The organism is Streptococcus mitis, assembly GCF_001281025.1.
Classification (GTDB): Bacteria; Bacillota; Bacilli; order Lactobacillales; family Streptococcaceae; genus Streptococcus; species Streptococcus mitis_AK.
The window spans coordinates 1,447,142-1,471,628 of sequence record NZ_CP012646.1 but is presented as its reverse complement, the minus strand read 5'-3'; the positions used below and the strand labels follow the sequence as shown (position 1 = coordinate 1,471,628).

Here is a 24,487-nt window from a genome sequence, read left to right as displayed (position 1 = left end):
GATTATGGCGAACGCAATTATTGAAAAAGCTAAAGAGAGAATGACCCAGTCTCACCAATCACTTGCTCGTGAATTTGGTGGTATCCGTGCCGGTCGTGCTAATGCAAGCTTGCTTGACCGTGTACATGTAGAATACTATGGAGTAGAAACACCTCTTAACCAAATCGCTTCAATTACCATTCCAGAAGCGCGTGTTTTGTTGGTAACACCATTTGACAAGTCTTCATTGAAAGACATCGAACGTGCTTTGAACGCTTCTGATCTTGGAATCACACCAGCTAACGACGGTTCTGTGATTCGCTTGGTTATCCCTGCTCTTACAGAAGAAACTCGTCGTGACCTTGCTAAAGAAGTGAAGAAGGTCGGAGAAAATGCTAAAGTGGCTGTCCGCAATATCCGTCGCGATGCTATGGATGAAGCTAAGAAACAAGAAAAAGCAAAAGAAATCACTGAAGACGAATTGAAGACTCTTGAAAAAGACATTCAAAAAGTAACAGACGATGCTGTTAAACACATTGACGACATGACTGCCAACAAAGAGAAAGAACTAGTGGAAGTCTAAAAATAAACAGAAAAACTCAGTTGGCATTGCTGGCTGAGTTTTATTCGAAAGAAGGAAATATGAATACAAATCTTGCAAGTTTTATCGTTGGACTGATCATCGATGAAAATGACCGTTTTTACTTTGTGCAAAAGGATGGTCAAACCTATGCTCTTGCTAAGGAAGAAGGTCAGCATACAGTAGGGGATACGGTTAAAGGTTTCGCCTATACAGATATGAAGCAAAAGCTCCGCTTGACCACTTTAGAAGTGATTGCCACACAGGATCAATTTGGTTGGGGAACTGTAACGGAAGTTCGTAAAGACTTGGGTGTCTTTGTGGATACAGGTCTGCCCGATAAGGAAGTCGTAGTATCGCTTGATATTCTCCCTGAGCTCAAGGAACTCTGGCCTAAGAAGGGTGACCAACTCTACATCCGTCTTGAAGTGGACAAGAAAGACCGTATCTGGGGACTCTTGGCTTATCAAGAAGACTTCCAACGTCTGGCTCGTCCTGCCTACAACAACATGCAGAACCAAAACTGGCCAGCCATTGTTTACCGCCTCAAGCTGTCAGGAACTTTTGTTTACCTACCAGAAAATAACATGCTTGGTTTTATCCATCCTAGCGAGCGTTACGCAGAGCCACGTTTGGGGCAAGTATTAGATGCGCGCGTTATTGGTTTCCGTGAAGTGGACCGTACCTTGAACCTCTCCCTCAAACCACGTTCCTTTGAAATGTTGGAAAATGATGCTCAGATGATTTTGACTTACTTGGAAAGCAATGGCGGTTTCATGACCTTAAATGATAAGTCATCTCCAGACGACATCAAAGCAACCTTTGGCATTTCTAAAGGTCAGTTCAAGAAAGCACTCGGTGGCTTGATGAAGGCTGGCAAAATCAAGCAGGACCAGTTTGGGACAGAGTTGATTTAGGTCTTATAGACATGAAAAAGAAACTTGAAGAAATGAGTTTAGAGGAACTCTGGCAACTTTTTCCTATTTTTCTAGTAGAGCACAAGTCAGAGTGGAAAGACTGGTATGAATCGGAAAAAACAAGTCTGAAAAAAATATTGGGTGCAAATGTTATTAAAAGAATAGAACATATCGGTAGCACTGCTATCCCTAATATTTGGGCCAAAAATATCGTTGATATTCTGCTAGAAGTAGGTAGAATAGAGGATTTGGCAAGAGTTAGGGATTTATTGGTGAAGAATGGTTGGCTAGTGATGTCAGAGAGTCCTAACAGGATTTCGCTAAATAAAGGATATACAGAGCAGGGATTTGCTGAGAAAGTTTTTCATTTACATTTGCGAATGACGGGAGATCATGACGAGATTTATTTTAGAGATTATCTCTGCCAGCATCCAGATATTGCCCAAGCGTATCAGGAATTAAAACTCAGTTTGTGGAAACAATTTGAACACAATCGAGACGCCTATACTGATGCGAAAACGGATTTTATAAATCACTATGTGTCAGAGGCTAAGTCCAGTAATTTTTAAAAATCAGAAAAGTTTCATCAAAAAAAGTCTTGATAGGAGAAAGAATTGAGAAAATCATTTTACACTTGGCTCATGACCGAGCGCAATCCTAAAAGTAACAGTCCCAAAGCTATCTTGGCAGACCTCGCTTTTGAAGAGTCAGCCTTTCCAAAACACACAGATGATTTTGATGAGGTGAGTCGCTTTTTGGAAGAACATGCCAGTTTCTCTTTCAACCTAGGAGACTTTGACGCCATCTGGCAAGAATACTTAGAACACTAGAGACAATGAGATGAGGCTAGTATTTTATTGTTCTCTTTGCTATAATAAAAAGAAATAAAAGGATTAGAGAGGTTCTTTATTTGAAGGAACATTCAATTGACATTCAACTGAGTCACCCAGATGACCTGTTTCATCTTTTTGGTTCCAATGAACGCCATCTTCGTTTGATGGAAGAAGAGCTTGATGTCGTGATTCATGCTCGTACGGAGATTGTCCAAGTTTTGGGAGAAGAGACTGCCTGTGAGGAAGCTCGTCAGGTTATTCAGGCTTTGATGGTCTTGGTAAATCGTGGGATGACCGTTGGTACGCCAGATGTGGTGACTGCGATTAGCATGGTCAAAAACGATGAAATCGACAAGTTTGTTGCCCTTTACGAAGAAGAAATCATCAAGGATAATACTGGGAAGCCTATTCGTGTCAAAACTCTAGGTCAAAAACTTTATGTTGACAGTGTCAAACAGCATGATGTGACCTTTGGAATTGGGCCAGCAGGGACAGGGAAGACCTTCTTGGCAGTGACCTTGGCAGTGACTGCCCTTAAACGTGGGCAAGTCAAGAGGATTATCCTGACTCGCCCAGCAGTGGAAGCAGGTGAGAGTCTTGGATTTCTTCCGGGCGACCTCAAGGAAAAGGTCGATCCTTACCTTCGTCCTGTTTATGATGCCTTGTATCAGATTTTGGGCAAAGACCAAACGACTCGACTCATGGAGCGTGAAATTATCGAGATTGCGCCCCTTGCCTATATGCGTGGACGAACCTTGGATGATGCCTTTGTCATTCTCGATGAGGCGCAAAATACGACCATCATGCAGATGAAGATGTTTTTGACTCGTTTAGGTTTTAATTCTAAGATGATTGTCAATGGAGATATCAGTCAGATTGACCTTCCGCGTAACGTCAAGTCCGGTTTGATTGATGCCCAAGAAAAGCTCAAGAGCATTCACCAGATTGACTTTGTTCATTTTTCAGCCAAGGATGTGGTTCGCCATCCAGTTGTCGCTCAGATTATCCGAGCTTATGAACCAGCTCCAATTAAAAATGAAGAGCATGAAGAATTAGAGTCTCAACCTCTGTCTGAAGGATAGTTCTTTTGTACTTAAAATTATCTCAATACCAAGTATAAGTTTGCTTTTTACATGTTTCATTCAATATCCTTATATTAGTTAGAAACTTTTCAAGTGGTGGAATCCTATGGAATCAATCTTTTTAAAACTATCTCAGTATCCCATAGTCGAGACTGAGCGTTTATTGCTTAGACCTGTAACCTTGGATGATTCAGAAGCAATGTTTGAGTATGCCTCGGATAAGGATAATACACGTTACACTTTTCTAACCAATCGAAATTTAGAAGAAACCAAAAATAATATTGCTCAGTTCTACTTGGCTAATCCCTTGGGACGTTGGGGAATAGAACTAAAAAGCAATGGCAAATTTATCGGAACCATTGATTTGCACAAGATTGATCCTGCTCTTAAGAAGGCGGCTATTGGCTACATTATCAATAAAAAGTATTGGAGTCAAGGATTGACGACAGAAGCCAATCGTGCCGTAATTGAGCTAGCTTTTGAGAAGATAGGAATGAATAAGTTAGTTGCTTTACACGATAAGGCTAATCCCGCGTCAGGAAAGGTCATGGAGAAATCAGGCATGCATTTTTCACATGCAGAACCATATGCTTGTATGGACCAGCATGAAGAAGGCCGAATCGTTACAAGAGTTCATTATGTCTTGACCAAGGAAGACTATTTTGCAAATAAATAAGCAGTTGAGAAGAAATTTTCAACTGTTTTTTCTTTCTCTTACGAATAATCTAAGAGAGGAGAAAATATGGAAGCAATTATCGAGAAAATCAAAGAGTATAAAATCATCGTCATCTGTACTGGTCTGGGCTTGCTTGTAGGAGGATTTTTCCTGCTAAAACCAGCTCCACAAACACCTGTAAAAGAAACAAATTTACAGGCAGAAGTTGCAGCTGTTTCCAAGGATTCATCGACCGAAAAGGAAGTGAAGGAAGAACCGGTTGAACAAGATCTAATCACAGTAGATGTCAAAGGTGCTGTAAAATCACCAGGGATTTATGATTTGTCTGTAGGTAGTCGGGTCAATGACGCTGTTCAAAAGGCGGGTGGCTTGACAGAGCAAGCAGACAGCAAGTCGCTCAATCTAGCTCAGAAAGTTAGTGATGAAGCTCTGGTTTACGTTCCCACTAAGGGAGAAGAATCAGCTAGTCAACATACTGGTTCTGGAGCGCCTTCTTCAACAAGCAAGGACAAGAAGATCAATCTCAACAAAGCCAGTCTGGAAGAACTCAAGCAGGTCAAAGGACTGGGTGGCAAACGAGCTCAGGACATTATCGATCATCGTGAGGCGAATGGGAAGTTCAAGTCGGTCGATGAACTCAAGAAGGTCTCTGGCATTGGCGCCAAAACGATAGAAAAGTTAAAAGACTATGTTACAGTGGACTAAGAATTTCCCCATTCCCCTAATTTACCTGAGTTTTCTATTACTTTGGCTTTACTACGCTATTTTCTCAGTATCCTATCTTGCTTTGTTGGGCTTTGTTTTTCTGCTAGTCTGTCTCTTTATCCAATTTCTTTGGAAATCTGCTGGAAAAGTTCTAGTAATTTGTGGAATCTTTGGATTTTGGTTTGTTTTTCAAAATTGGCAACAGAGTCAAGCGAGTCAAAATCTGTCAGATTCTGTTGAAATTGTACGGATTTTACCTGACACTATTAAGGTTAATGGTAATAGTCTATCCTTTCGGGGCAAGGCCGATGGCCGCATTTTTCAAGTCTATTATAAACTCCAGTCCGAGGAGGAGAAAGAAGTCTTTCAAGCTTTAACCGACCTTCATGAGATAGGACTAGAAGGGAAGCTTTCGGAGCCAGAAGGGCAGAGAAATTTTGGTGGCTTTGACTACCAAGCCTATCTGAAGACTCAGGGAATTTACCAGATTCTTAATATTAAAAGAATCCAGTCACTTCAAAAGGTTGGCAGTTGGGATATAGGAGAAAATCTATCCAGTTTACGCCGAAAGGCTGTGGTTTGGATAAAGACACATTTTCCAGACCCTATGCGCAATTACATGACAGGGCTCTTGCTAGGACATCTGGACACGGACTTTGAGGAGATGAATGAGCTTTATTCTAGTTTAGGAATTATCCACCTTTTTGCCTTGTCGGGGATGCAGGTAGGCTTTTTTATGGATGGCTTTAAGAAACTTCTCTTGCGATTAGGCTTGACCCAAGAAAAGTTGAAATGGCTGACTTATCCCTTTTCCCTTATCTATGCAGGGCTGACAGGATTTTCAGCTTCGGTCATTCGCAGTCTTTTGCAAAAGTTACTGGCTCAACATGGTGTTAAGGTCTTGGATAATTTTGCCTTGACGGTCCTTGTCCTCTTTATCGTCATGCCCAACTTTTTCCTGACTGCAGGAGGAGTTTTGTCCTGCGCTTATGCTTTTATCTTGACCATGACCAGCAAAGAAGAGGAGGGGCTCAAGGCTGTTGCTAGAGAAAGTCTAGTCATTTCTTTGGGAATATTGCCCATTCTATCCTTCTATTTTGCGGAATTTCAACCTTGGTCCATCCTTTTGACCTTTGTCTTTTCCTTTCTTTTTGACTTGGTCTTCTTACCGCTCTTGTCTATCTTATTTGCCCTTTCCTTTCTCTATCCAGTCATTCAGCTTAATTTTATTTTTGAATGGTTGGAGGGCATTATTCGCTTGGTCTCACAGGTGGCAAGTAGACCTCTAGTCTTTGGACAACCCAATGCATGGCTTTTAATCTTATTGTTAATTTCCTTGGCTTTTGTCTATGATTTGAGGAAAAATATCAAAAGAGTAGCTGGCTTCAGCTTACTTATTGTGGGTCTCTTTTTCCTGACCAAGTATCCACTGGAAAATGAAATTACCATGCTGGATGTGGGGCAAGGAGAAAGTATTTTCCTACGGGATGTAAATGGGAAGACCATTCTCATAGATGTGGGCGGTAAGGCAAAATCTGATAAGAAAATCGAAAAATGGCAAGAAAAGGCGACGACCAGCAATGCCCAGCGAACCTTGATTCCCTATCTCAAAAGTCGAGGAGTAGATAAGATTGACCAGCTAATTTTGACAAATACGGACAAGGAACGTGTTGGTGATTTGTTGGAGGTGACCAAGGCTTTCCATGTAGGGGAGATTTTAGTGTCAAAAGGCCGTCTGAAACAGAAGGAATTTGTGGCAGAACTAGAGGCAACTCAAACCAAGGTGCGCAGTGTGACAGCAGGAGAGAACTTGCCAATTTTTGGAAGTCAGTTAGAAGTCCTAGCTCCAAGGAAAATAGGAGATGGAGGTTATGATGATTCCCTGGTTCTGTATGGAAAACTTTTGGATAAGTACTTTCTCTTCACAGGAAATTTGGAGGAAAAAGGAGAGAAGGAATTGCTGAAGCACTATCCAGACTTGAAAGTGGATGTTTTAAAAGCTGGCCAACATGGCTCTAAAAAATCATCAAGTTCAGCATTTCTAGAACAGCTCAAGCCAGAGTTTACTCTCATTTCAGTTGGAAAGAGCAATCGAACGAAATTGCCACATCAAGAAACCTTGACTCGACTGGAAGGTATCAATAGTAAAGTTTACCGAACTGACCAGCAGGGAGCTATATGCTTTAAAGGGTGGAATAGTTGGAAAATCGAAAGCGTTCGATAGGAAGGATAAATACTATATATTAGTAAAATAAACTAAAAATCTGTTGCATAATAATGATAAAAACGATATAATGAAAGCGTCTTCAATATTGATGATATAAAATCATTAAAAATTAGTAAAAATCGTTTAATTAGTTAGTTTATGATTATTGGTCTTTTTCAGTCCAGTATATCTGCTGTGAGCGTTCTTAAAACTTATAGGTATGATTGGAATACCTACTATAAGTCTAGTATGAATTGCTAGAGATATAACTATATTAATCCCCTGTTATGGTATCGTTATGACAGCTATTCTGAATATAAAATTGGTTCTGGTTGGAATTACAATCGTTATGAGGTAATAAACTACTCCAGCGGATGCTATTAATCCTTAAAGAGTGATAAAAAGGAGGGCTAGATATGTTGCATCTTACTCATGTGACCTTAAAAACGCGACAAGTCATCTTACAAGATGTTGATTTTACATTTGAAAAGGGTAGGATTTATGGTATTCTTGCTATCAATGGCTCTGGAAAGACGACACTGTTCCGCGCCATTAGCAATTTAATTCCTATAAGTAGTGGAAATATTGTAGCCCCTCCTTCTTTATTTTATTATGAAAGCATTGAATGGCTGGATGGAAACTTAAGTGGGATGGACTATCTTCGCCTGATCAAGAACATCTGGAAGTCAGGGCTGAACTTGGGGGATGAAATTACCTATTGGGAAATGTCTGACTATATCAGCCTTCCCATTCGCAAGTATTCCTTAGGCATGAAGCAACGCTTGGTTATTGCCATGTATTTCCTCAGTCAGGCGAAATGCTGGCTTATGGATGAAATTACAAATGGCTTAGATGAGTATTATCGACAGAAGTTTTTTGATAGGCTGGCACAAATCGATAGACAAGAACAGCTGGTTCTTTTAAGTTCCCACTATAAGGAAGAGTTGCTTGATGTCTGCGATAGAGTAGTAACCATTCATCAGGGGCAAATAGAAGAGGTTTAGTTTATGAAAGATGTTAGTCTATTTTTATTGAAAAAAGTTTTCAAAAGTCGCTTAAACTGGATTATCTTAGCTTTATTTGTATCTGGACTCGGTGTTACCTTTTATTTAAATAGTCGGACTGCAAACTCACACAGCTTGGAGAGCGAGTTGGAAACCAGTCTTGTAAAAGATGAGAGAATCATCAATGAATATGAAGAGAAACTCTCCCAAATATCTGATACCAGCTCGGAGGAATACCAGATTGCTAAAAATACTTTAGACGGGCAAAAAAATCTTTCGACTCAAAAGACAGAAATTCTGACTTTATTAAAAGAAGGGCGATGGAAAGAAGCCTACTATTTGCAGTGGCAAGATGAAGAGAAGAATTATGAAATGATATCAAATAACCCGACTATTAGCTCTGACTTTAAAATGGCGGTTGACCGCCAACGAAAGATTTACCAAGCCCTGTATCCCTTGAACATAAAAGCACATACTTTGGAGTTTCCGACCCACGGGATTGATCAGATTATCTGGATTTTAGAGGCTATCATCCCAACCTTGTTTGTGATTGCTATTATTTTTATGCTAACGCAACTATTTGCAGAAAGATATCAAAATCATCTGGACACAGCTCAGTTATATCCTTTTTCAAAAGTGGCATTTGCCATGTCCTCCCTTGGAGTTGGAGTGGGCTATGTAACTGTGCTGTTTATCGGAATCAGCGGATTTTCTTTTCTAGTGGGAAGTCTGATAAGTGGTTTTGGACAGTTAGATTATCCCTACCCGATTTATAGCTTAGTGAATCAAGAGGTAACTATTGGAAAGATACAAGATATGTTATTTCCTGGCTTGTTATTAGCTTTCTTAGCCTTTATCGTCATTGTGGAAGTAGTGTACTTGATTGCTTACTTTTTCAAGCAAAAAATGCCTGTCCTCTTTCTTTCACTCATTGGAATTGTTGGCTTATTGTTTGGCATCCAAACAATTCAGCCTCTTCAAAGGATTGCACATCTGATTCCCTTTACTTACTTGCGTTCAGTAGATATTTTGTCTGGAAGATTACCTAAGCAGATTGATAATGTCAATCTGAATTGGGGTATGGGGCTAGTCTTACTTCCTTGCCTGATTATCCTTTTGTTAGTGGGGATTCTATTTATCGAAAGATGGGGAAGTTCACGTAAAAAGGAAGTTTTTAATAGGTTTTAGCATTCCCATAGGGAAGGTGTGGAAAAACTAATACAGAGAGGGAATCAACTTGATTCTCTCTTTTTGATTCGAAAACCAAGTCAAAATATAAACACAAACTTTTCAAAAAATTAACTTTTTTTCTTGACAAGGGCTAGAAAACTTGGTATCATATAAAAGTTGAGAAAAGCAGAAGTGAGAGCTTCTCGCCTTGTGACATTGAGTTGCCTGGCCCTACGGATGAAAAGTTTCTAAGAAACGCTATCATAACGTGCGGGCTTGTATATTTACGAGTCCGCTATTGTTTTTCTCTAATAAAACAAAAGAGGTGAAAACCATAGCAAAGCAAGACTTATTCATCAATGATGAGATTCGTGTACGTGAAGTTCGCTTGATTGGTCTTGAAGGAGAACAGCTAGGCATCAAGCCACTCAGTGAAGCGCAAGCTTTAGCTGATAACGCTAATGTTGACCTAGTATTGATTCAACCCCAAGCCAAACCGCCTGTTGCAAAAATTATGGACTACGGTAAGTTCAAATTTGAGTACCAGAAGAAGCAAAAAGAACAACGTAAAAAACAAAGTGTTGTTACTGTGAAAGAAGTTCGTCTAAGTCCAACTATTGACAAAGGTGACTTTGATACAAAACTTCGCAATGCACGCAAATTCCTTGAAAAAGGAAATAAAGTTAAGGTATCTATTCGCTTTAAGGGTCGTATGATTACCCATAAAGAGATTGGTGCAAAAGTTTTAGCCGAGTTTGCTGAAGCAACTCAAGATATTGCCATCATCGAACAACGTGCTAAAATGGATGGACGTCAAATGTTCATGCAATTGGCGCCAGCGACTGACAAAAAATAATTGTCAGAAAGTTAAATAAAGGAGAAAAAATCATGCCAAAACAAAAAACACACCGCGCATCAGCTAAACGTTTCAAACGTACAGGTTCTGGTGGACTTAAACGTTTCCGTGCTTACACTTCTCACCGTTTCCACGGAAAAACTAAGAAACAACGTCGTCATCTTCGTAAAGCATCTATGGTGCATTCAGGAGATTACAAACGTATCAAAGCAATGCTTACTCGCTTGAAATAATAGCTTGACTGTAAGTAAACAATTCTAGGAAATATTTGGAGGAAATAAAACATGGCACGTGTTAAAGGTGGCGTTGTATCACGCAAACGTCGTAAACGTATTCTTAAATTAGCAAAAGGTTACTATGGAGCTAAACACATCTTGTTCCGTACTGCAAAAGAACAAGTAATGAACTCTTACTACTATGCATACCGTGACCGTCGTCAGAAAAAACGTGACTTCCGCAAATTGTGGATCACTCGTATCAACGCGGCAGCTCGTATGAACGGACTTTCATACTCACAATTGATGCATGGTTTGAAATTGGCTGAGATCGAAGTTAACCGTAAAATGCTTGCTGACTTGGCTGTTAACGATGCAGCAGCTTTCACAGCTCTTGCAGATGCAGCTAAAGCAAAACTTGGTAAATAATAACAGATAAGACTGGAACAGGATTGTCCCAGTCTTTTTAAAAATAAAGGAGAAAAATATGGCTTCAAAAATGCTACATACTTGCTTGCGAGTAGAAAATCTTGAAAAATCAATCGCATTTTATCAAGATGCTTTTGGATTTAAAGAATTGCGTCGCAGAGATTTTCCAGACCATGCCTTCACGATTGTCTATCTAGGTCTTGAGGGTGATGACTATGAGTTGGAGTTGACTTATAACTACGATCATGGTCCTTATGTGGTTGGAGATGGATTTGCCCATATCGCCCTAAGTACACCTGATCTTGAGGCGCTTCATCAAGAGCACAGTGCCAAAGGTTATGAAGTTACTGAGCCAAATGGCCTACCAGGAACTGCGCCTAACTATTACTTTGTCAAAGACCCTGATGGCTACAAGGTCGAAGTCATTCGTGAAAAATAATCTCGTGAGGTTAAGTAGAATGTTCGTTTTCTACTTGACTTTTTTTAGCTGAAAGAGTATACTAGTAAAAATTTAACCTTTAAGGGGAGTCCAGAGAGACTCACAAGGTGTCAGATAAAAGAATAGTACAATTTTCTAGAGGAGACTTTTTGAGTGTGCTCTCTTCTGTTGTACAATTTTAACTGAGGCCTTGCACTAGCAAGGTCTTTTCTTTATCTGGTCCCCTTAAAATTTAAGGAGGAGAAGTCATGAATCCCACATGTAAGAAACGTTTGGGTGCAATTCGTTTGGAAACCATGAAGGTGGTAGCACAGGAGGAAATCGCGCCAGCAATCTTTGAATTAGTCCTAGAAGGGGAAATGGTTGAAGCTATGCGAGCAGGCCAATTCCTTCATCTGCGTGTGCCTGATGATGCCCATCTTTTGCGTCGTCCTATTTCAATTTCGTCTATTGATAAGGCAAATAAGCAGTGTCATCTTATTTATCGGATTGAGGGAACTGGGACAGCTATTTTTTCAACCTTAAGTCAGGGAGATACTCTTGATGTGATGGGTCCTCAGGGAAATGGTTTTGACTTGTCTGACCTAGATGAGCAGAGCCAGGTTCTCTTAGTTGGAGGTGGGATTGGTGTACCTCCTTTGCTTGAGGTGGCCAAGGAATTACATGCGCGTGGTGTGAAAGTAGTGACAGTCCTTGGTTTTGCTAACAAGGATGCTGTTATCCTTGAAAAGGAATTGGCCCAATATGGTCAGGTTTTTGTAACGACAGATGATGGTTCATATGGCATTAAAGGAAATGTGTCTGTTGTCATCAATGACTTAGACAGTCAGTTTGATGCTGTTTATTCATGTGGGGCGCCTGGCATGATGAAGTATATCAATCAAAACTTTTATGACCACCCAAGAGCCTATCTATCTCTGGAATCTCGTATGGCTTGTGGGATGGGGGCTTGCTATGCCTGTGTCCTAAAAGTGCCAGAAAGCGAGACGGTCAGCCAACGCGTCTGTGAAGATGGTCCTGTTTTCCGAACAGGAACTGTTGTATTATAAGGAGAAAATCATGACTACAAATCGTTTACAAGTTTCTCTACCTGGTTTGGATTTGAAAAATCCGATCATTCCAGCATCAGGCTGTTTTGGTTTTGGACAAGAGTATGCCAAGTACTATGATTTAGACCTTTTAGGTTCTATTATGATCAAGGCGACAACACTTGAACCACGTTTTGGCAATCCAACTCCAAGGGTGGCAGAAACTCCCGCTGGTATGCTCAATGCAATCGGTTTGCAAAATCCGGGTTTGGAAGTTGTTTTGGCCGAAAAGCTAACTTGGCTGGAAAGAGAATATCCAAATCTTCCTATTATTGCCAATGTAGCTGGTTTTTCAAAACAAGAGTATGCTGCTGTTTCTCGAGGAATTTCCAAGGCAGCTAATGTAAAGGCTATTGAGCTCAATATTTCTTGCCCCAATGTTGACCACTGTAATCACGGTCTTTTGATTGGTCAAGATCCAGATTTAGCTTATGATGTGGTGAAAGCGGCTGTGGAAGCCTCTGATGTGCCAGTTTATGTCAAACTGACTCCTAGTGTGACGGATATTGTCACAGTCGCAAAAGCTGCAGAAGATGCGGGGGCAAGTGGCTTGACCATGATCAATACTCTAGTTGGTATGCGCTTTGACCTAAAAACCAGAAAACCAATCTTGGCCAATGGAACAGGTGGAATGTCTGGTCCAGCAGTCTTTCCAGTAGCCCTCAAACTCATCCGCCAAGTAGCCCAAACAACAGACCTGCCTATTATTGGAATGGGAGGAGTGGATTCGGCAGAAACTGCCCTAGAAATGTACCTGGCTGGAGCCTCTGCTATCGGAGTTGGAACAGCCAACTTTACCAATCCTTATGCCTGTCCTGATATCATCGAAAATCTACCAAAGGTTATGGACAAATACGGCATTAGTAGTCTGGAAAATCTCCGCAAGGAAGTAAAAGAGTCTCTGAGATAAACTGCAATCAATCTGTTCTTGATTTTTCATCAGTTTGTAATATTGATTATAGAGAATTTTGATACAATAAAATGGAAAGAACAGAGGAAGAAAGTTTATGAAGAAATTGAGATTTGTTTTTTTAGCTTTGCTATTTTTCTTAGCCAGACCAGAAGGTGCAATGGCAAGCGATGGTACTTGGCAAGGAAAACAATACCTGAAAGCAGATGGCAGTCCAGCAGCGAATGAGTGGGTTTTTGATGCTCACTATCAATCTTGGTTTTATATAAAAGAAGATGCCAACTATTCTGAAAATGAATGGCTGAAACAAGGTGACGACTATTTTTACCTCAAATCTGGTGGCTATATGGCCCAGTCAGAATGGGTAGAAGATAAGGGAGCCTTCTATTATCTTGATCAAAATGGAAAGATGAAAAGAAATGCTTGGGTAGGTACTTCCTATGTCGGTTCATCAGGTGCCAAAGTAATAGAAGACTGGGTATTTGATTCTCAATACGACGCTTGGTTTTATATCAAAGCAGATGGACAACACACAGAGAAAGAATGGCTCCAAATTAAGGGTAAGGACTATTATTTTAAATCTGGTGGTTATTTACTGACAAGTCAGTGGATTGACCAGGCTTATGTGAATGCCAGTGGCGCTAAAGTACAGCAAGGTTGGCTTTATGACAAACAATACCAATCTTGGTTTTACATCAAAGCAAATGGAAATCATGCTGATAAAGAATGGATTTTCGAAAATGGTCACTATTATTATCTAAAATCCGGTGGCTATATGGCAGTTAATGAATGGATTTTGGATAAGGAGTCATGGTTTTATCTCAAGTCTGATGGCAAAATGGCTGAGAAAGAATGGGTATACGATTCTAAAAGTCAAGCCTGGTACTACTTCAAATCCGGTGGCTACATGGCAAAAAATGAGACTATTGATGGTCATCAGCTAGGAAACGATGGAAAGTGGCATAAGGAATCCAAGACTAGCTCTGATTATTATCAGGTTCTTCCAGTTACTGCAAATATCTATAATGCAGATGGTGAAAAACTGTCCTATATATCGCAAGGTAGTGTTGTTTGGCTGGATAAGGATAGAAAAAGTGATGACAAGCGCCTGGCTATTACTATTTCTGGCTTGTCAGGTTATATGAAAACAGAAGATTTACAAGCACTAGATGCCAGCAAGGATTTTATCCCTTATTATGAGAGTGATGGACACCGTTTTTATCACTATGTGGCTCAGAATGCTAGTATCCCAGTAGCTGCTCATCTTTCTGATATGGAAGTAGGCAAGAAATATTATTCGGCAGATGGCCTGCATTTTGATGGTTTTAACCTTGAAAATCCCTTCCTTTTCAAAGATTTGACAGAGGCTACAAACTACAGTGCTGAAGACTTGGATAAGGTATTTAGTTTGTTAAATATTAATAATAGCCTCTTAGAATATAAGGGAGCTACCTTTAAGGAAGCCGAAGAACATTACCATATCAATGCCCTCTATCTCCTTGCCCATAGTGCCTTAGAAAGCGACTGGGGACGTAGCAAGATTGCCAAAGATAAGAATAATTTCTTTGGAATTACAGCCTATGATACGACCCCTTACCTTTCTGCCAAGACATTTGATGATGTGGATAAGGGAATTTTAGGTGCAAGCAAGTGGATTAAGGAAAATTATATCGATAGGGGTAGAACTTTCCTTGGAAACAAGGCATCTGGTATGAATGTAGAATATGCCTCAGACCCTTATTGGGGCGAAAAAATTGCTAGTGTGATGATGAAAATCAATGAGAAACTAGGTGGTAAAGATTAGTCCTATAATTGGATATGATTTGAGTGAATAGTATGTTAAAAATCCTGATTTCAAGTAAAATCAGGATTTTTTCATGGATGTGATTTTTTCGGGGTCTGGTGTAACTCGGAGGGTCTTTTGTCCTGTGTAGGTTACAAAGCCAGGTTTTCCACCAGTTGGTTTGTTGAGTTTCTTGACTTCAATCATATCTACCTGCACCAAATTTGACAAGCGACCTTGAGAGAAGTAGGCGGCCAGCTCTGCTGCGTCTGTTTTGACTTCATCGGATGGGTCAAGATTGCCTGATATGACGACGTGGCTTCCAGGAATATCCTTGGCATGGAACCAAAGTTCCTCCTTGCGGGCCATTTTAAAGGTTAGTTCCTCGTTTTGTAGGTTGTTTCGGCCGACATAGATGATGGTTTTGCCATCGCTTGCCAGATATTGTTCTGGCTTTTTGCGTTTCTGGATTTTCTCCCGTTGTCTTCTACGGATAAAGCCAGTTTGAATCAATTCTTCACGAATTTCAGCGATTTCTTCCAGCCCAGCTTGGTTGAGAACAGTTTCCACACTTTCCAGATAGAGAATGGTTGCCTTTGTTTCTTCAATCAGATCAGTCAAGTATTTGACAGCTTCTTTGAGTTTCTGATACCGTTTAAAATAGCGTTGGGCATTCTGGTTGGGAGTCAAGGCCTTATCAAGCGCAATCGTGATAGGTAGGTTGGTATAGTAGTTGTCTAGGATAACCTTGTCTTGGTCGTTAGGCACTTGATGGAGGAAGGTTGTTAGCAATTCCCCTTTTTGGCGAAATTCTTCAGCATTGTCTGTCGCTAGTAACTCTTTTTCTTGTTTTTTTAGCTTATGTCGATTTTTCTGAAGTTCATTTTCAACACGACGAATCAGTTCGCTGGCTTGCTGTTTGACACGGTCGCGCTCAGCCTTGTCCTTATAGTAGGTGTCCAACAAATCCGAAAGGTTGGCAAAAGGCTCTTCCACTTGATTTGCAAAAGGAACTGGACTGAAGGAAGTCTCAGTCAAGAATGGCTTGGTTTCTTGATGGAAAAAGTTTCGGAAAGTGGCTAGTTTATCACTAACCAGAATCTTTTCCAATTCATTTGCCGTATCACGTCCCAGACCTTGAAAGAGGCTTTGAAGATTTTTAGCTGTCGTTTCCTGTGTTTGCAGGATTTCAAAGAGTTTCTCGTCCTTGATTGTAAAAGGATTGAGAGATTCCGTACTTGGCGGAGCGATATAGGTCGATCCAGGAAGTAAGGTACGGTAGCTATTTTGTGAAAAGCCGACGTGTTTGATAACTTCGAGGATTTTATGACTGCTTTTATCAACCAGTAGAATATTACTGTGTTTCCCCATAATTTCGATAATCAAGGTAGCCTGGATATGGTCTCCAATCTCGTTTTTATTGGAAACTGTCATTTCCACAATACGGTCATTTTCCACTTGCTCAATCGACTCAATTAGGGCGCCCTGCAAATACTTTCTCAAAACCATGATAAAGGTAGAAGGTTGGGCTGGATTTTCAAAAGTCGTTTGGGTCAGCTGAATGCGTCCAAAAACTGGATGGGCTGAAAGGAGCAGGCGATGACTTTGGCGATTGCTGCGGATTTGCAAGATTAACTCTTGTTCAAAAGGCTGATTGATTTTCTGGATGCGACCGTTCACTAACTCTCTTCGCAATTCCTCAACCATGTGGTGTAAAAAAAATCCGTCAAATGACATCGTTCTCTCCTTGTGATTGTATTCCATAGTATTATATCAAAAAGGTAGAATAAAATCATGGAAATGTGGTATAATAAAGCCAAGTAAAGAGAAACGAGAAGCACATGTATATTGAAATGGTAGATGAAACTGGTCAAGTTTCAAAAGAAATGTTGCAACAAACCCAAGAAATTTTGGAATTTGCAGCCCAAAAATTAGGCAAAGAAGACAAAGAGATGGCAGTTACCTTTGTGACTAATGAACGTAGTCATGAACTCAATCTGGAGTACCGTGACACAGACCGTCCGACAGATGTTATCAGCCTTGAATATAAGCCAGAGTTGGAAATTGCCTTTGACGAGGAAGATTTGCTTGAAAATCCGGAATTGGCAGAGATGATGTCTGAGTTTGATGCCTATATTGGGGAACTGTTCATCTCTATTGATAAGGCTCATGAGCAGGCCGAGGAATATGGCCACAGCTTTGAGCGTGAGATGGGCTTCTTGGCAGTACACGGCTTTTTACATATCAACGGCTATGATCACTACACTCCGGAAGAAGAAGCGGAGATGTTCGGTTTACAAGAAGAAATTTTGACAGCCTATGGACTCACAAGACAATAAACGAAAATGGAAAAATCGTGACCTGATATCCAGTTTAGAATTTGCTCTCACAGGAATTTTTACTGCCATCAAGGAAGAACGCAATATGCGAAAACATGCAGTGACGGCTCTTGTAGTCATTCTTGCAGGTTTTGTTTTTCAGGTGTCACGAATCGAATGGCTCTTTCTCCTATTGAGCATTTTCTTGGTAGTAGCTTTTGAAATTATCAATTCTGCTATTGAAAATGTAGTGGATTTGGCCAGTCACTATCACTTTTCCATGCTGGCAAAAAATGCCAAGGATATGGCGGCTGGCGCGGTATTAGTAGCTTCTCTTTTTGCAGCCTTAACAGGCGCATTGATTTTTCTCCCACGAATCTGGGATTTATTATTTTAAACAGTAAGAGGAAATTATGACTTTTAAATCAGGCTTTGTAGCCATTTTAGGACGTCCCAATGTTGGGAAGTCAACCTTTTTAAATCACGTTATGGGGCAAAAGATTGCCATCATGAGTGACAAGGCGCAGACAACGCGCAACAAAATCATGGGAATTTACACGACCGATAAGGAGCAAATTGTCTTTATCGACACACCAGGGATTCATAAGCCTAAAACGGCCCTTGGAGATTTCATGGTGGAGTCTGCCTACAGTACCCTTCGTGAAGTGGACACCGTTCTTTTTATGGTACCTGCTGATGAAGCGCGTGGTAAGGGGGACGATATGATTATCGAGCGTCTCAAGGCTGCCAAGGTCCCTGTGATTTTGGTGGTGAACAAGATCGATAAGGTTCACCCAGACCAGCTTTTGTCTCAGATTGATGATTTCCGTAATCAGATGGACTTTAAGGAAATTGTACCCATTTCAGCCCTTCAGGGAAATAACGTCTCTCGTCTAGTGGATATTTTGAGTGAAAATTTGGACGAAGGGTTCCAGTATTTCCCGTCTGATCAAATCACAGACCATCCAGAACGTTTCTTGGTTTCAGAAATGGTTCGCGAGAAAGTCTTGCATCTAACTCGTGAAGAGATTCCGCATTCGGTAGCAGTAGTTGTGGATTCTATGAAACGAGACGAAGAGACAGACAAGGTGCACATCCGTGCAACCATCATGGTGGAGCGCGATAGTCAGAAAGGGATTATCATCGGTAAAGGTGGCGCTATGCTTAAGAAAATTGGTAGCATGGCCCGTCGTGATATCGAGCTCATGCTAGGAGACAAGGTCTTCCTAGAAACTTGGGTCAAGGTTAAGAAAAACTGGCGTGATAAAAAACTAGATTTGGCTGACTTTGGCTATAATGAAAAAGAATACTAAGTAGAGGTGGGCTCATGCCTGCTTCTTGTTTTTACAGAAGGAGGACTTATGCCTGAATTACCAGAGGTTGAAACTGTTCGCCGTGGCTTAGAAAAATTGATTTTGGGTAAGAAGATTTCGAGTATGGAAATTCGTTATCCCAAGATGATTAAGACGGATTTGGACGAGTTTCAAAAGGAAGTGCCTGGTCAGATTGTTGAGTCAATGGGACGTCGTGGTAAATATTTGCTTTTCTACCTGACAGACAAGATCTTGATTTCCCATTTGCGGATGGAGGGCAAGTATTTTTACTATCCAGACCAAGTGCCTGAACGCAAGCATGCTCATATTTTCTTCCAGTTTGCGGATGGTGGCACGCTTGTTTATGAGGATGTTCGCAAGTTTGGTACTATGGAACTCTTGGCGCCTGACCTTTTGGAAGTCTACTTTCTTTCTAAAAAACTAGGACCTGAACCAAGCGAACAAGACTTTGATTTGCAGGTCTTTCAAACTGCCCTAGCTAAGTCCAAAAAACCTATCAAATCCCATCTTCTAGACCAGACCTTGGTAGCTGGACTTGGCAATATCTATGTGGATGAGGTTCTTTGGCGAGCTCAGGTTCATCCAGCTAGACCTTCCCAGACTCTGACAGCAGAAGAAGCGACTGCCATTCATGACCAGACCATCGCTGTTTTGGGACAGGCTGTTGAAAAAGGTGGTTCTACCATTCGGACCTATACCAATGCCTTTGGGGAAGATGGAACCATGCAGGATTTTCATCAAGTCTATGACAAGGCTGGTCAAGAATGTTCACGTTGTGGTACTATCATTGAGAAAATCCAACTAGGCGGACGAGGAACTCACTTTTGTCCTCAGTGCCAAAGGAGGGGCTGATGGGAAAAATCATCGGAATCACTGGGGGAATTGCCTCTGGTAAGTCAACCGTGACAAATTTTCTAAGAAAGCAAGGCTTTCAAGTGGTGGATGCTGATGCAGTCGTCCACCAACTACAGGAACCTAGTGGTCGTCTGTTTGAAGCTCTAGTCCAGCACTTTGGTCAAGAAATTGTATTAGAAAATGGAGAACTCAATCGCCCTCTCCTAGCTAGTCTTATCTTTTCAAATCCTGAAGAACGAGAATGGTCTAAGCAAATCCAAGGAGAGATTATCCGTGAGGAACTAGCTACGTTGAGAGACCAGTTGGCTCAGACAGAAGAGATTTTCTTCATGGATATTCCCCTACTTTTTGAGCAGGCCTACAGCGCTTGGTTTGATGAGACTTGGTTGGTCTATGTGGACCGAGATGTCCAAGTAGAACGCTTAATGAAAAGGGACCAGTTGTCTAAAGATGAAGCTGAATCTCGTCTGGCAGCCCAGTGGCCTTTAGAGAAAAAGAAAGATTTGGCCAGCCATGTTCTAGACAACAATGGAAATCAGGACCAGCTTCTTACTCAGGTGTTCTCCCTGCTTGAGGGAGGTAAGCAAGATGACAGAGATTAACTGGAAGGATAATCTGCGCATTGCCTGGTTTGGTAATTTTCTGACAGGAGCCAGTATTTCTTTGGTTGTGCCTTTTATGCCCATCTTTGTGGAAAATCTAGGTGTAGGGAGTGAGCAAGTCGCTTTTTATGCAGGCTTAGCTATTTCTGTCTCTGCTATTTCCGCAGCACTCTTTTCTCCTATCTGGGGTATCCTTGCTGATAAATACGGTCGAAAACCCATGATGGTTCGAGCCGGGATGGCCATGACCATTACTATGGGAGGCTTGGCCTTTGTGCCAAATATCTATTGGTTAATCTTTCTTCGTTTACTGAATGGTGTATTTGCGGGTTTTGTTCCCAATGCAACGGCCTTGATAGCCAGTCAGGTTCCAAAGGAGAAATCAGGAACTGCCTTAGGTACTTTGTCTACAGGCGTAGTTGCAGGTACTCTAACGGGTCCCTTTATTGGTGGCTTTATCGCAGAATTATTTGGCATTCGTACTGTTTTCTTACTGGTTGGTAGTTTTCTATTCTTAGCTGCTGTTTTAACTATTTGCTTTATCAAGGAAGATTTTCAACCAGTAGCCAAGGAAAAGGCTATTCCAACAAAGGAATTGTTTACATCAGTTAAATATCCCTATCTTTTGGTCAACCTCTTTCTGACCAGTTTTGTCATCCAATTTTCAGCCCAATCAATCGGCCCTATCTTAGCTCTTTATGTACGCGACTTAGGCCAGACAGAGAATCTTCTTTTTGTCTCTGGTTTGATTGTATCCAGTATGGGCTTTTCCAGTATGATGAGTGCAGGAGTTATGGGAAAGCTAGGTGACAAGGTGGGCAACCATCGCCTCTTGGTTGTCGCCCAGTTTTATTCAGTCATCATCTATCTCCTCTGTGCCAATGCCTCTAGCCCCCTTCAACTAGGACTTTATCGTTTCCTCTTTGGACTTGGAACCGGTGCCTTGATTCCCGGGGTTAATGCCCTACTCAGCAAAATGACTCCCAAAGCCGGCATTTCGAGGGTCTTTGCCTTCAATCAGGTATTCTTTTATCTGGGAGGTGTCGTTGGTCCCATGGCAGGTTCTGCAGTAGCAGGTCAATTTGGCTACCATGCAGTCTTTTATGCGACAAGCCTTTGTGTTGCCTTTAGTTGTCTCTTTAACCTGCTTCAATTTCGAACATTATTAAAAGTAAAGGAAATCTAGTGCGAGTAAAAATTAATCTCAAATGCTCCTCTTGTGGCAGTATCAATTACCTAACCAGTAAAAATTCAAAAACCCATCCAGACAAGATCGAGGTTTTAAAGTATTGTCCCAAGGAAAGAAAAGTAACCCTACATCTTGAATCTAAGTAGATTTTATGGTAAAATAATAAGGATTTTAAGGAGTTTGATATGTATAACCTATTATTAACCATTTTATTAGTATTATCTGTTGTGATTGTGATTGCGATTTTCATGCAACCAACTAAAAACCAATCCAGCAATGTATTTGATGCCAGCTCAGGTGATTTGTTTGAACGCAGTAAAGCACGCGGTTTTGAAGCTGTAATGCAGCGTTTGACAGGGATTTTAGTCTTTTTCTGGCTAGCCATTGCCTTAGCATTGACGGTATTATCAAGTAGATAAGAAAATAATGGGCAGGACTAGGTCTTTGCCTCTTTTTATTTTTAAAAGATATGTTAGAAGGTTTTACAGTAAAAGAAAATAAAAAATCTAGAAAGAAAATATGAAAGATAGAATAAAAGAATATTTACAAGACAAGGGAAAGGTGACTGTCAATGACTTGGCTCAGGCTTTGGGAAAAGACGGGTCCAAGGATTTTCGTGAGTTGATTAAAACCTTGTCCCTAATGGAAAGAAAGCACCAGATTCGCTTTGAAGAAGATGGAAGTCTGACCTTGGAAGTCAAGAAAAAACATGAGATTACTCTCAAGGGGATTTTTCATGCTCATAAAAATGGATTTGGCTTTGTTAGTCTGGAAGGCGAGGAGGACGACCTTTTTGTAGGAAAAAACGATGTCAATTATGCTATTGATGGTGATACCGTTGAGGTCGTGATTAAGAAAGTAGCTGACCGCAATAAGGGAACAGCAGCAGAAGCCAAAATTATTGATATATTAGAACACAGCTTGACAACAGTTGTCGGCCAAATCGTTCTCGATCAGGAAAAACCTAAGTATGCTGGTTACATCCGTTCGAAAAATCAGAAAATCAGTCAACCCATCTATGTTAAGAAACCAGCTCTTAAACTCGAGGGAACCGAAGTTCTTAAGGTCTTTATCGACAAATACCCAAGCAAGAAACATGATTTCTTTGTCGCTAGTGTCCTCGATGTGGTGGGACATTCAACGGATGTCGGAATTGATGTCCTTGAGGTTTTGGAATCAATGGACATTGTCTCAGAATTTCCAGAAGCCGTTGTCAAGGAAGCAGAAAAAGTACCGGATGCTCCATCTGAAAAAGATATGGAAGGTCGTCTTGATCTACGAGATGAGATTATCTTTACCATTGATGGTGCAGATGCTAAGGATTTGGATGACGCAGTTCATATTAAACCATTGAAAAATGGAAATATCGAACTTGGAGTTCACATCGCAGACGTTTCTTACTATGTGACGGAAGGCTCTGCCCTTGATAAAGAAGCCCTTAACCGTGCGACTTCTGTCTATGTGACGGACCGTGTGGTCCCAATGCTTCCAGAACGCCTATCAAATGGAATTTGCTCACTTAACCCGCAAGTGGACCGCTTGACCCAATCTGCTATTATGGAGATTGATAAACATGGTCGTGTAGTCAACTACACTATCACACAAACGGTTATCAAGACAAGTTTCCGTATGACTTATAGTGATGTCAATGATATCTTAGCTGGAGACAAGGAAAAGAGACAAGAATATCAGAAAATTGTCCCTAGTATCGAACTCATGGCCAAGCTTCATGAAACTTTAGAAAATATGCGTGTGAAACGTGGAGCCCTCAATTTTGATACCAATGAAGCTAAGATTTTAGTGGATAAACAAGGTAAGCCTGTTGATATCGTTCTTCGTCAGCGTGGTGTTGCCGAGCGCATGATTGAGTCCTTCATGTTGATGGCCAATGAAACAGTTGCCGAACATTTCAGCAAGTTGGATTTGCCTTTTATCTATCGAATTCACGAGGAGCCTAAGGCAGAAAAAGTTCAGAAGTTTATTGATTATGCTTCAAGCTTTGGCTTGCGCATTTATGGGACTGCTAGTGAGATTAGCCAGGAGGCTCTCCAAGACATCATGAGTGCTGTTGAGGGAGAACCTTATGCAGATGTATTATCCATGATGCTTCTCCGTTCCATGCAGCAGGCTCGCTATTCGGAGCACAATCACGGCCACTATGGATTAGCAGCTGACTATTACACTCACTTTACCAGTCCGATTCGTCGTTATCCAGACCTTCTTGTTCATCGTATGATTCGTGATTACGGCCGTTCTAAGGAAATAGCAGAGCATTTTGAACAAGTGATTCCAGAGATTGCGACCCAGTCTTCCAACCGTGAGCGTCGAGCTATCGAGGCCGAGCGTGAAGTCGAAGCCATGAAAAAGGCTGAGTACATGGAAGAATACGTGGGTGAAGAGTACGATGCGGTTGTGTCCAGCATTGTCAAGTTTGGTCTCTTTGTCGAATTGCCAAACACAGTTGAAGGCTTGATTCACATCACTAATTTACCTGAATTTTATCATTTCAACGAACGTGATTTGACTCTTCGTGGAGAAAAATCAGGAACAACCTTCCGTGTAGGGCAACAGATTCGTATCCGAGTTGAAAGAGCCGACAAGATGACGGGTGAAATTGACTTCTCATATATCCCAAGTGAGTTTGATGTGATTGAAAAAGGCTTAAAACAGTCTAATCGCAGTGACAGGGGGCGTGGTTCAAGTCGTCGTTCAGATAAGAAGGAAGATAAGAGAAAATCAGGACGCTCAAATGATAAGCGCAAGCATTCACAAAAAGACAAGAAGAAAAAAGGAAAGAATCCTTTTTATAAGGAAGTAGCTAAGAAAGGAGCTAAGCATGGCAAAGGGCGAGGGAAAGGTCGTCGCACAAAATAAAAAGGCGCGCCACGACTATACAATCGTAGATACGCTAGAGGCAGGGATGGTCCTGACAGGAACTGAAATCAAGAGTGTACGAGCTGCTCGAATCAATCTCAAGGATGGCTTTGCCCAAGTAAAAAATGGGGAGGTCTGGTTGAGCAATGTTCATATTGCTCCTTACGAAGAGGGCAATATCTGGAACCAAGAACCAGAACGTCGTCGTAAACTCCTGCTCCATAAGAAACAAATCCAAAAATTAGAACAAGAGACTAAAGGAACAGGAATGACCCTGGTTCCCCTTAAGGTCTATATCAAAGATGGTTACGCTAAACTCCTTTTAGGTTTAGCTAAAGGGAAGCATGACTATGATAAACGGGAGTCTATCAAACGACGTGAGCAAAACCGCGACATCGCGCGTGTTATGAAAGCTGTTAATCAGCGATAAAAAGAGGAAATGA

General features: G+C 41.1%; 28 protein-coding genes and 1 other annotated feature. Of the genes, 27 read left to right on the top strand and 1 reads right to left on the bottom strand.

Features of this window, described 5'->3' with window-relative positions:
- The first annotated feature begins 4 nt into the window (after positions 1–4).
- From frr to RN80_RS07090, 17 genes are all read left to right on the top strand, one after another.
- Positions 5–562 (top strand): ribosome recycling factor, encoded by a 558-nt coding sequence (gene frr, locus RN80_RS07175; protein WP_060628480.1) that lies wholly within the window; start codon positions 5–7, stop codon positions 560–562.
- A 59-nt stretch (positions 563–621) separates the two neighbouring features.
- Positions 622–1,476 carry an RNA-binding virulence regulatory protein CvfB gene (gene cvfB, locus RN80_RS07170; protein ID WP_060628479.1) on the top strand — a complete coding sequence of 285 codons (855 nt, stop codon included), beginning with the start codon at positions 622–624 and terminating at the stop codon, positions 1,474–1,476.
- Positions 1,477–1,487: 11 nt separating this feature from the next.
- Positions 1,488–2,045, top strand: a complete 558-nt coding sequence (locus tag RN80_RS07165) for a GrpB family protein (RefSeq protein WP_004234343.1) — start codon at positions 1,488–1,490, stop codon at positions 2,043–2,045.
- A 45-nt stretch (positions 2,046–2,090) separates the two neighbouring features.
- Positions 2,091–2,306 (top strand): YozE family protein, encoded by a 216-nt coding sequence (locus RN80_RS07160; RefSeq protein ID WP_001232084.1) that lies wholly within the window; start codon positions 2,091–2,093, stop codon positions 2,304–2,306.
- A gap of 80 nt (positions 2,307–2,386) precedes the next feature.
- Entirely contained in the window at positions 2,387–3,391 is a 1,005-nt protein-coding gene (locus RN80_RS07155) for a PhoH family protein (RefSeq protein ID WP_060628478.1), read from the top strand.
- 106 nt (positions 3,392–3,497) lie between these two features.
- Complete coding sequence (locus RN80_RS07150) at positions 3,498–4,067, top strand: GNAT family N-acetyltransferase (RefSeq protein WP_060628477.1); 570 nt, start codon at positions 3,498–3,500, stop codon at positions 4,065–4,067.
- A gap of 66 nt (positions 4,068–4,133) precedes the next feature.
- Positions 4,134–4,772, top strand: a complete 639-nt coding sequence (locus RN80_RS07145) for a helix-hairpin-helix domain-containing protein (RefSeq protein ID WP_060628475.1) — start codon at positions 4,134–4,136, stop codon at positions 4,770–4,772.
- A complete protein-coding gene (locus RN80_RS07140; RefSeq protein ID WP_060628473.1) occupies positions 4,756–6,996 on the top strand; it encodes a DNA internalization-related competence protein ComEC/Rec2 in 2,241 nt (746 codons plus the stop codon). Before RN80_RS07145 ends, RN80_RS07140 begins: the two co-directional genes overlap by 17 nt.
- Before the next feature lie 398 nt (positions 6,997–7,394).
- Positions 7,395–7,982 carry an ABC transporter ATP-binding protein gene (locus RN80_RS07130; protein ID WP_060628471.1) on the top strand — a complete coding sequence of 196 codons (588 nt, stop codon included), beginning with the start codon at positions 7,395–7,397 and terminating at the stop codon, positions 7,980–7,982.
- Between the two features lie 3 nt (positions 7,983–7,985).
- The gene (locus RN80_RS07125; RefSeq protein WP_060628469.1) at positions 7,986–9,170 is read left to right on the top strand and encodes a hypothetical protein; all 1,185 of its coding nucleotides are present in this window, start codon (positions 7,986–7,988) and stop codon (positions 9,168–9,170) included.
- A gap of 160 nt (positions 9,171–9,330) precedes the next feature.
- Positions 9,331–9,462, top strand: a sequence feature (ribosomal protein L20 leader region).
- A 15-nt stretch (positions 9,463–9,477) separates the two neighbouring features.
- A complete protein-coding gene (gene infC / locus RN80_RS07120; protein ID WP_000848180.1) occupies positions 9,478–10,008 on the top strand; it encodes a translation initiation factor IF-3 in 531 nt (176 codons plus the stop codon).
- 32 nt (positions 10,009–10,040) lie between these two features.
- Entirely contained in the window at positions 10,041–10,241 is a 201-nt protein-coding gene (gene rpmI, locus RN80_RS07115; RefSeq protein WP_001125943.1) for a 50S ribosomal protein L35, read from the top strand.
- 51 nt (positions 10,242–10,292) lie between these two features.
- Positions 10,293–10,652, top strand: coding sequence for a 50S ribosomal protein L20 (gene rplT, locus RN80_RS07110; protein ID WP_000124834.1), 360 nt, complete (start codon positions 10,293–10,295; stop codon positions 10,650–10,652).
- 58 nt (positions 10,653–10,710) lie between these two features.
- Positions 10,711–11,091: a lactoylglutathione lyase gene (gloA, locus tag RN80_RS07105; protein ID WP_000157153.1), complete on the top strand. Its 381-nt coding sequence runs from the start codon at positions 10,711–10,713 to the stop codon at positions 11,089–11,091.
- A gap of 248 nt (positions 11,092–11,339) precedes the next feature.
- Positions 11,340–12,140 (top strand): dihydroorotate dehydrogenase electron transfer subunit, encoded by an 801-nt coding sequence (locus RN80_RS07100; RefSeq protein WP_060628467.1) that lies wholly within the window; start codon positions 11,340–11,342, stop codon positions 12,138–12,140.
- Positions 12,103–13,089, top strand: coding sequence for a dihydroorotate dehydrogenase (locus RN80_RS07095; protein WP_172672632.1), 987 nt, complete (start codon positions 12,103–12,105; stop codon positions 13,087–13,089). Before RN80_RS07100 ends, RN80_RS07095 begins: the two co-directional genes overlap by 38 nt.
- A gap of 97 nt (positions 13,090–13,186) precedes the next feature.
- Positions 13,187–14,893, top strand: a complete 1,707-nt coding sequence (locus tag RN80_RS07090; protein ID WP_060628463.1) for a glucosaminidase domain-containing protein — start codon at positions 13,187–13,189, stop codon at positions 14,891–14,893.
- Positions 14,894–14,953: 60 nt separating this feature from the next.
- On the opposite strand, the gene pavA is transcribed toward RN80_RS07090, so the two are convergent.
- Positions 14,954–16,609, bottom strand: a complete 1,656-nt coding sequence (pavA, locus tag RN80_RS07085; RefSeq protein WP_060628461.1) for an Rqc2 family fibronectin-binding protein PavA — start codon at positions 16,607–16,609, stop codon at positions 14,954–14,956.
- Positions 16,610–16,713: 104 nt separating this feature from the next.
- Here pavA and ybeY point away from each other — a divergent pair, with 104 nt between their 5' ends.
- From ybeY to smpB, 10 genes are all read left to right on the top strand, one after another.
- Positions 16,714–17,211 (top strand): rRNA maturation RNase YbeY, encoded by a 498-nt coding sequence (gene ybeY, locus RN80_RS07080; RefSeq protein ID WP_000275156.1) that lies wholly within the window; start codon positions 16,714–16,716, stop codon positions 17,209–17,211.
- Complete coding sequence (locus tag RN80_RS07075; protein WP_060628459.1) at positions 17,192–17,587, top strand: diacylglycerol kinase family protein; 396 nt, start codon at positions 17,192–17,194, stop codon at positions 17,585–17,587. The genes ybeY and RN80_RS07075 overlap by 20 nt, the downstream gene beginning before the upstream one ends.
- A 16-nt stretch (positions 17,588–17,603) precedes the next feature.
- Entirely contained in the window at positions 17,604–18,503 is a 900-nt protein-coding gene (era, locus tag RN80_RS07070; protein ID WP_000143264.1) for a GTPase Era, read from the top strand.
- Positions 18,504–18,551: 48 nt separating this feature from the next.
- Positions 18,552–19,376: a DNA-formamidopyrimidine glycosylase gene (gene mutM / locus RN80_RS07065; protein WP_060628458.1), complete on the top strand. Its 825-nt coding sequence runs from the start codon at positions 18,552–18,554 to the stop codon at positions 19,374–19,376.
- Positions 19,376–19,981 carry a dephospho-CoA kinase gene (coaE, locus tag RN80_RS07060; RefSeq protein WP_060628456.1) on the top strand — a complete coding sequence of 202 codons (606 nt, stop codon included), beginning with the start codon at positions 19,376–19,378 and terminating at the stop codon, positions 19,979–19,981. The genes mutM and coaE overlap by 1 nt, the downstream gene beginning before the upstream one ends.
- Positions 19,968–21,167 (top strand): multidrug efflux MFS transporter PmrA, encoded by a 1,200-nt coding sequence (locus RN80_RS07055; protein WP_060628454.1) that lies wholly within the window; start codon positions 19,968–19,970, stop codon positions 21,165–21,167. Before coaE ends, RN80_RS07055 begins: the two co-directional genes overlap by 14 nt.
- Complete coding sequence (gene rpmG, locus RN80_RS07050; RefSeq protein WP_001809104.1) at positions 21,167–21,316, top strand: 50S ribosomal protein L33; 150 nt, start codon at positions 21,167–21,169, stop codon at positions 21,314–21,316. Before RN80_RS07055 ends, rpmG begins: the two co-directional genes overlap by 1 nt.
- 39 nt (positions 21,317–21,355) lie before the next feature.
- Positions 21,356–21,589, top strand: coding sequence for a preprotein translocase subunit SecG (gene secG / locus RN80_RS07045; protein ID WP_000282517.1), 234 nt, complete (start codon positions 21,356–21,358; stop codon positions 21,587–21,589).
- A 100-nt stretch (positions 21,590–21,689) separates the two neighbouring features.
- Positions 21,690–24,044 (top strand): ribonuclease R, encoded by a 2,355-nt coding sequence (rnr, locus tag RN80_RS07040; protein WP_060628451.1) that lies wholly within the window; start codon positions 21,690–21,692, stop codon positions 24,042–24,044.
- On the top strand, positions 24,007–24,474 hold the full coding sequence (smpB, locus tag RN80_RS07035) for an SsrA-binding protein SmpB (protein WP_001051750.1): 468 nt from the start codon (positions 24,007–24,009) through the stop codon (positions 24,472–24,474). The genes rnr and smpB overlap by 38 nt, the downstream gene beginning before the upstream one ends.
- Positions 24,475–24,487 lie beyond the last annotated feature (13 nt).

What these genes read in the sequence shown, in the direction of transcription:
- RN80_RS07090 (WP_060628463.1), top strand. Translation starts at nt 13,187, where the DNA reads ATGAAGAAATTGAGATTTGTTTTTTTAGCTTTGCTATTTTTCTTAGCC.
- cvfB (WP_060628479.1), top strand. Translation starts at nt 622, where the DNA reads ATGAATACAAATCTTGCAAGTTTTATCGTTGGACTGATCATCGATGAA.
- RN80_RS07130 (WP_060628471.1), top strand. Translation starts at nt 7,395, where the DNA reads ATGTTGCATCTTACTCATGTGACCTTAAAAACGCGACAAGTCATCTTA.
- RN80_RS07150 (WP_060628477.1), top strand. Translation starts at nt 3,498, where the DNA reads ATGGAATCAATCTTTTTAAAACTATCTCAGTATCCCATAGTCGAGACT.
- secG (WP_000282517.1), top strand. Translation starts at nt 21,356, where the DNA reads ATGTATAACCTATTATTAACCATTTTATTAGTATTATCTGTTGTGATT.
- era (WP_000143264.1), top strand. Translation starts at nt 17,604, where the DNA reads ATGACTTTTAAATCAGGCTTTGTAGCCATTTTAGGACGTCCCAATGTT.
- RN80_RS07140 (WP_060628473.1), top strand. Translation starts at nt 4,756, where the DNA reads ATGTTACAGTGGACTAAGAATTTCCCCATTCCCCTAATTTACCTGAGT.
- RN80_RS07145 (WP_060628475.1), top strand. Translation starts at nt 4,134, where the DNA reads ATGGAAGCAATTATCGAGAAAATCAAAGAGTATAAAATCATCGTCATC.
- smpB (WP_001051750.1), top strand. Translation starts at nt 24,007, where the DNA reads ATGGCAAAGGGCGAGGGAAAGGTCGTCGCACAAAATAAAAAGGCGCGC.
- RN80_RS07055 (WP_060628454.1), top strand. Translation starts at nt 19,968, where the DNA reads ATGACAGAGATTAACTGGAAGGATAATCTGCGCATTGCCTGGTTTGGT.
- ybeY (WP_000275156.1), top strand. Translation starts at nt 16,714, where the DNA reads ATGTATATTGAAATGGTAGATGAAACTGGTCAAGTTTCAAAAGAAATG.
- RN80_RS07075 (WP_060628459.1), top strand. Translation starts at nt 17,192, where the DNA reads ATGGACTCACAAGACAATAAACGAAAATGGAAAAATCGTGACCTGATA.
- frr (WP_060628480.1), top strand. Translation starts at nt 5, where the DNA reads ATGGCGAACGCAATTATTGAAAAAGCTAAAGAGAGAATGACCCAGTCT.
- rplT (WP_000124834.1), top strand. Translation starts at nt 10,293, where the DNA reads ATGGCACGTGTTAAAGGTGGCGTTGTATCACGCAAACGTCGTAAACGT.
- RN80_RS07165 (WP_004234343.1), top strand. Translation starts at nt 1,488, where the DNA reads ATGAAAAAGAAACTTGAAGAAATGAGTTTAGAGGAACTCTGGCAACTT.
- rpmI (WP_001125943.1), top strand. Translation starts at nt 10,041, where the DNA reads ATGCCAAAACAAAAAACACACCGCGCATCAGCTAAACGTTTCAAACGT.
- RN80_RS07095 (WP_172672632.1), top strand. Translation starts at nt 12,103, where the DNA reads ATGGTCCTGTTTTCCGAACAGGAACTGTTGTATTATAAGGAGAAAATC.
- pavA (WP_060628461.1), bottom strand. Translation starts at nt 16,609, where the DNA reads ATGTCATTTGACGGATTTTTTTTACACCACATGGTTGAGGAATTGCGA.
- RN80_RS07100 (WP_060628467.1), top strand. Translation starts at nt 11,340, where the DNA reads ATGAATCCCACATGTAAGAAACGTTTGGGTGCAATTCGTTTGGAAACC.
- RN80_RS07125 (WP_060628469.1), top strand. Translation starts at nt 7,986, where the DNA reads ATGAAAGATGTTAGTCTATTTTTATTGAAAAAAGTTTTCAAAAGTCGC.
- coaE (WP_060628456.1), top strand. Translation starts at nt 19,376, where the DNA reads ATGGGAAAAATCATCGGAATCACTGGGGGAATTGCCTCTGGTAAGTCA.
- gloA (WP_000157153.1), top strand. Translation starts at nt 10,711, where the DNA reads ATGGCTTCAAAAATGCTACATACTTGCTTGCGAGTAGAAAATCTTGAA.
- rnr (WP_060628451.1), top strand. Translation starts at nt 21,690, where the DNA reads ATGAAAGATAGAATAAAAGAATATTTACAAGACAAGGGAAAGGTGACT.
- mutM (WP_060628458.1), top strand. Translation starts at nt 18,552, where the DNA reads ATGCCTGAATTACCAGAGGTTGAAACTGTTCGCCGTGGCTTAGAAAAA.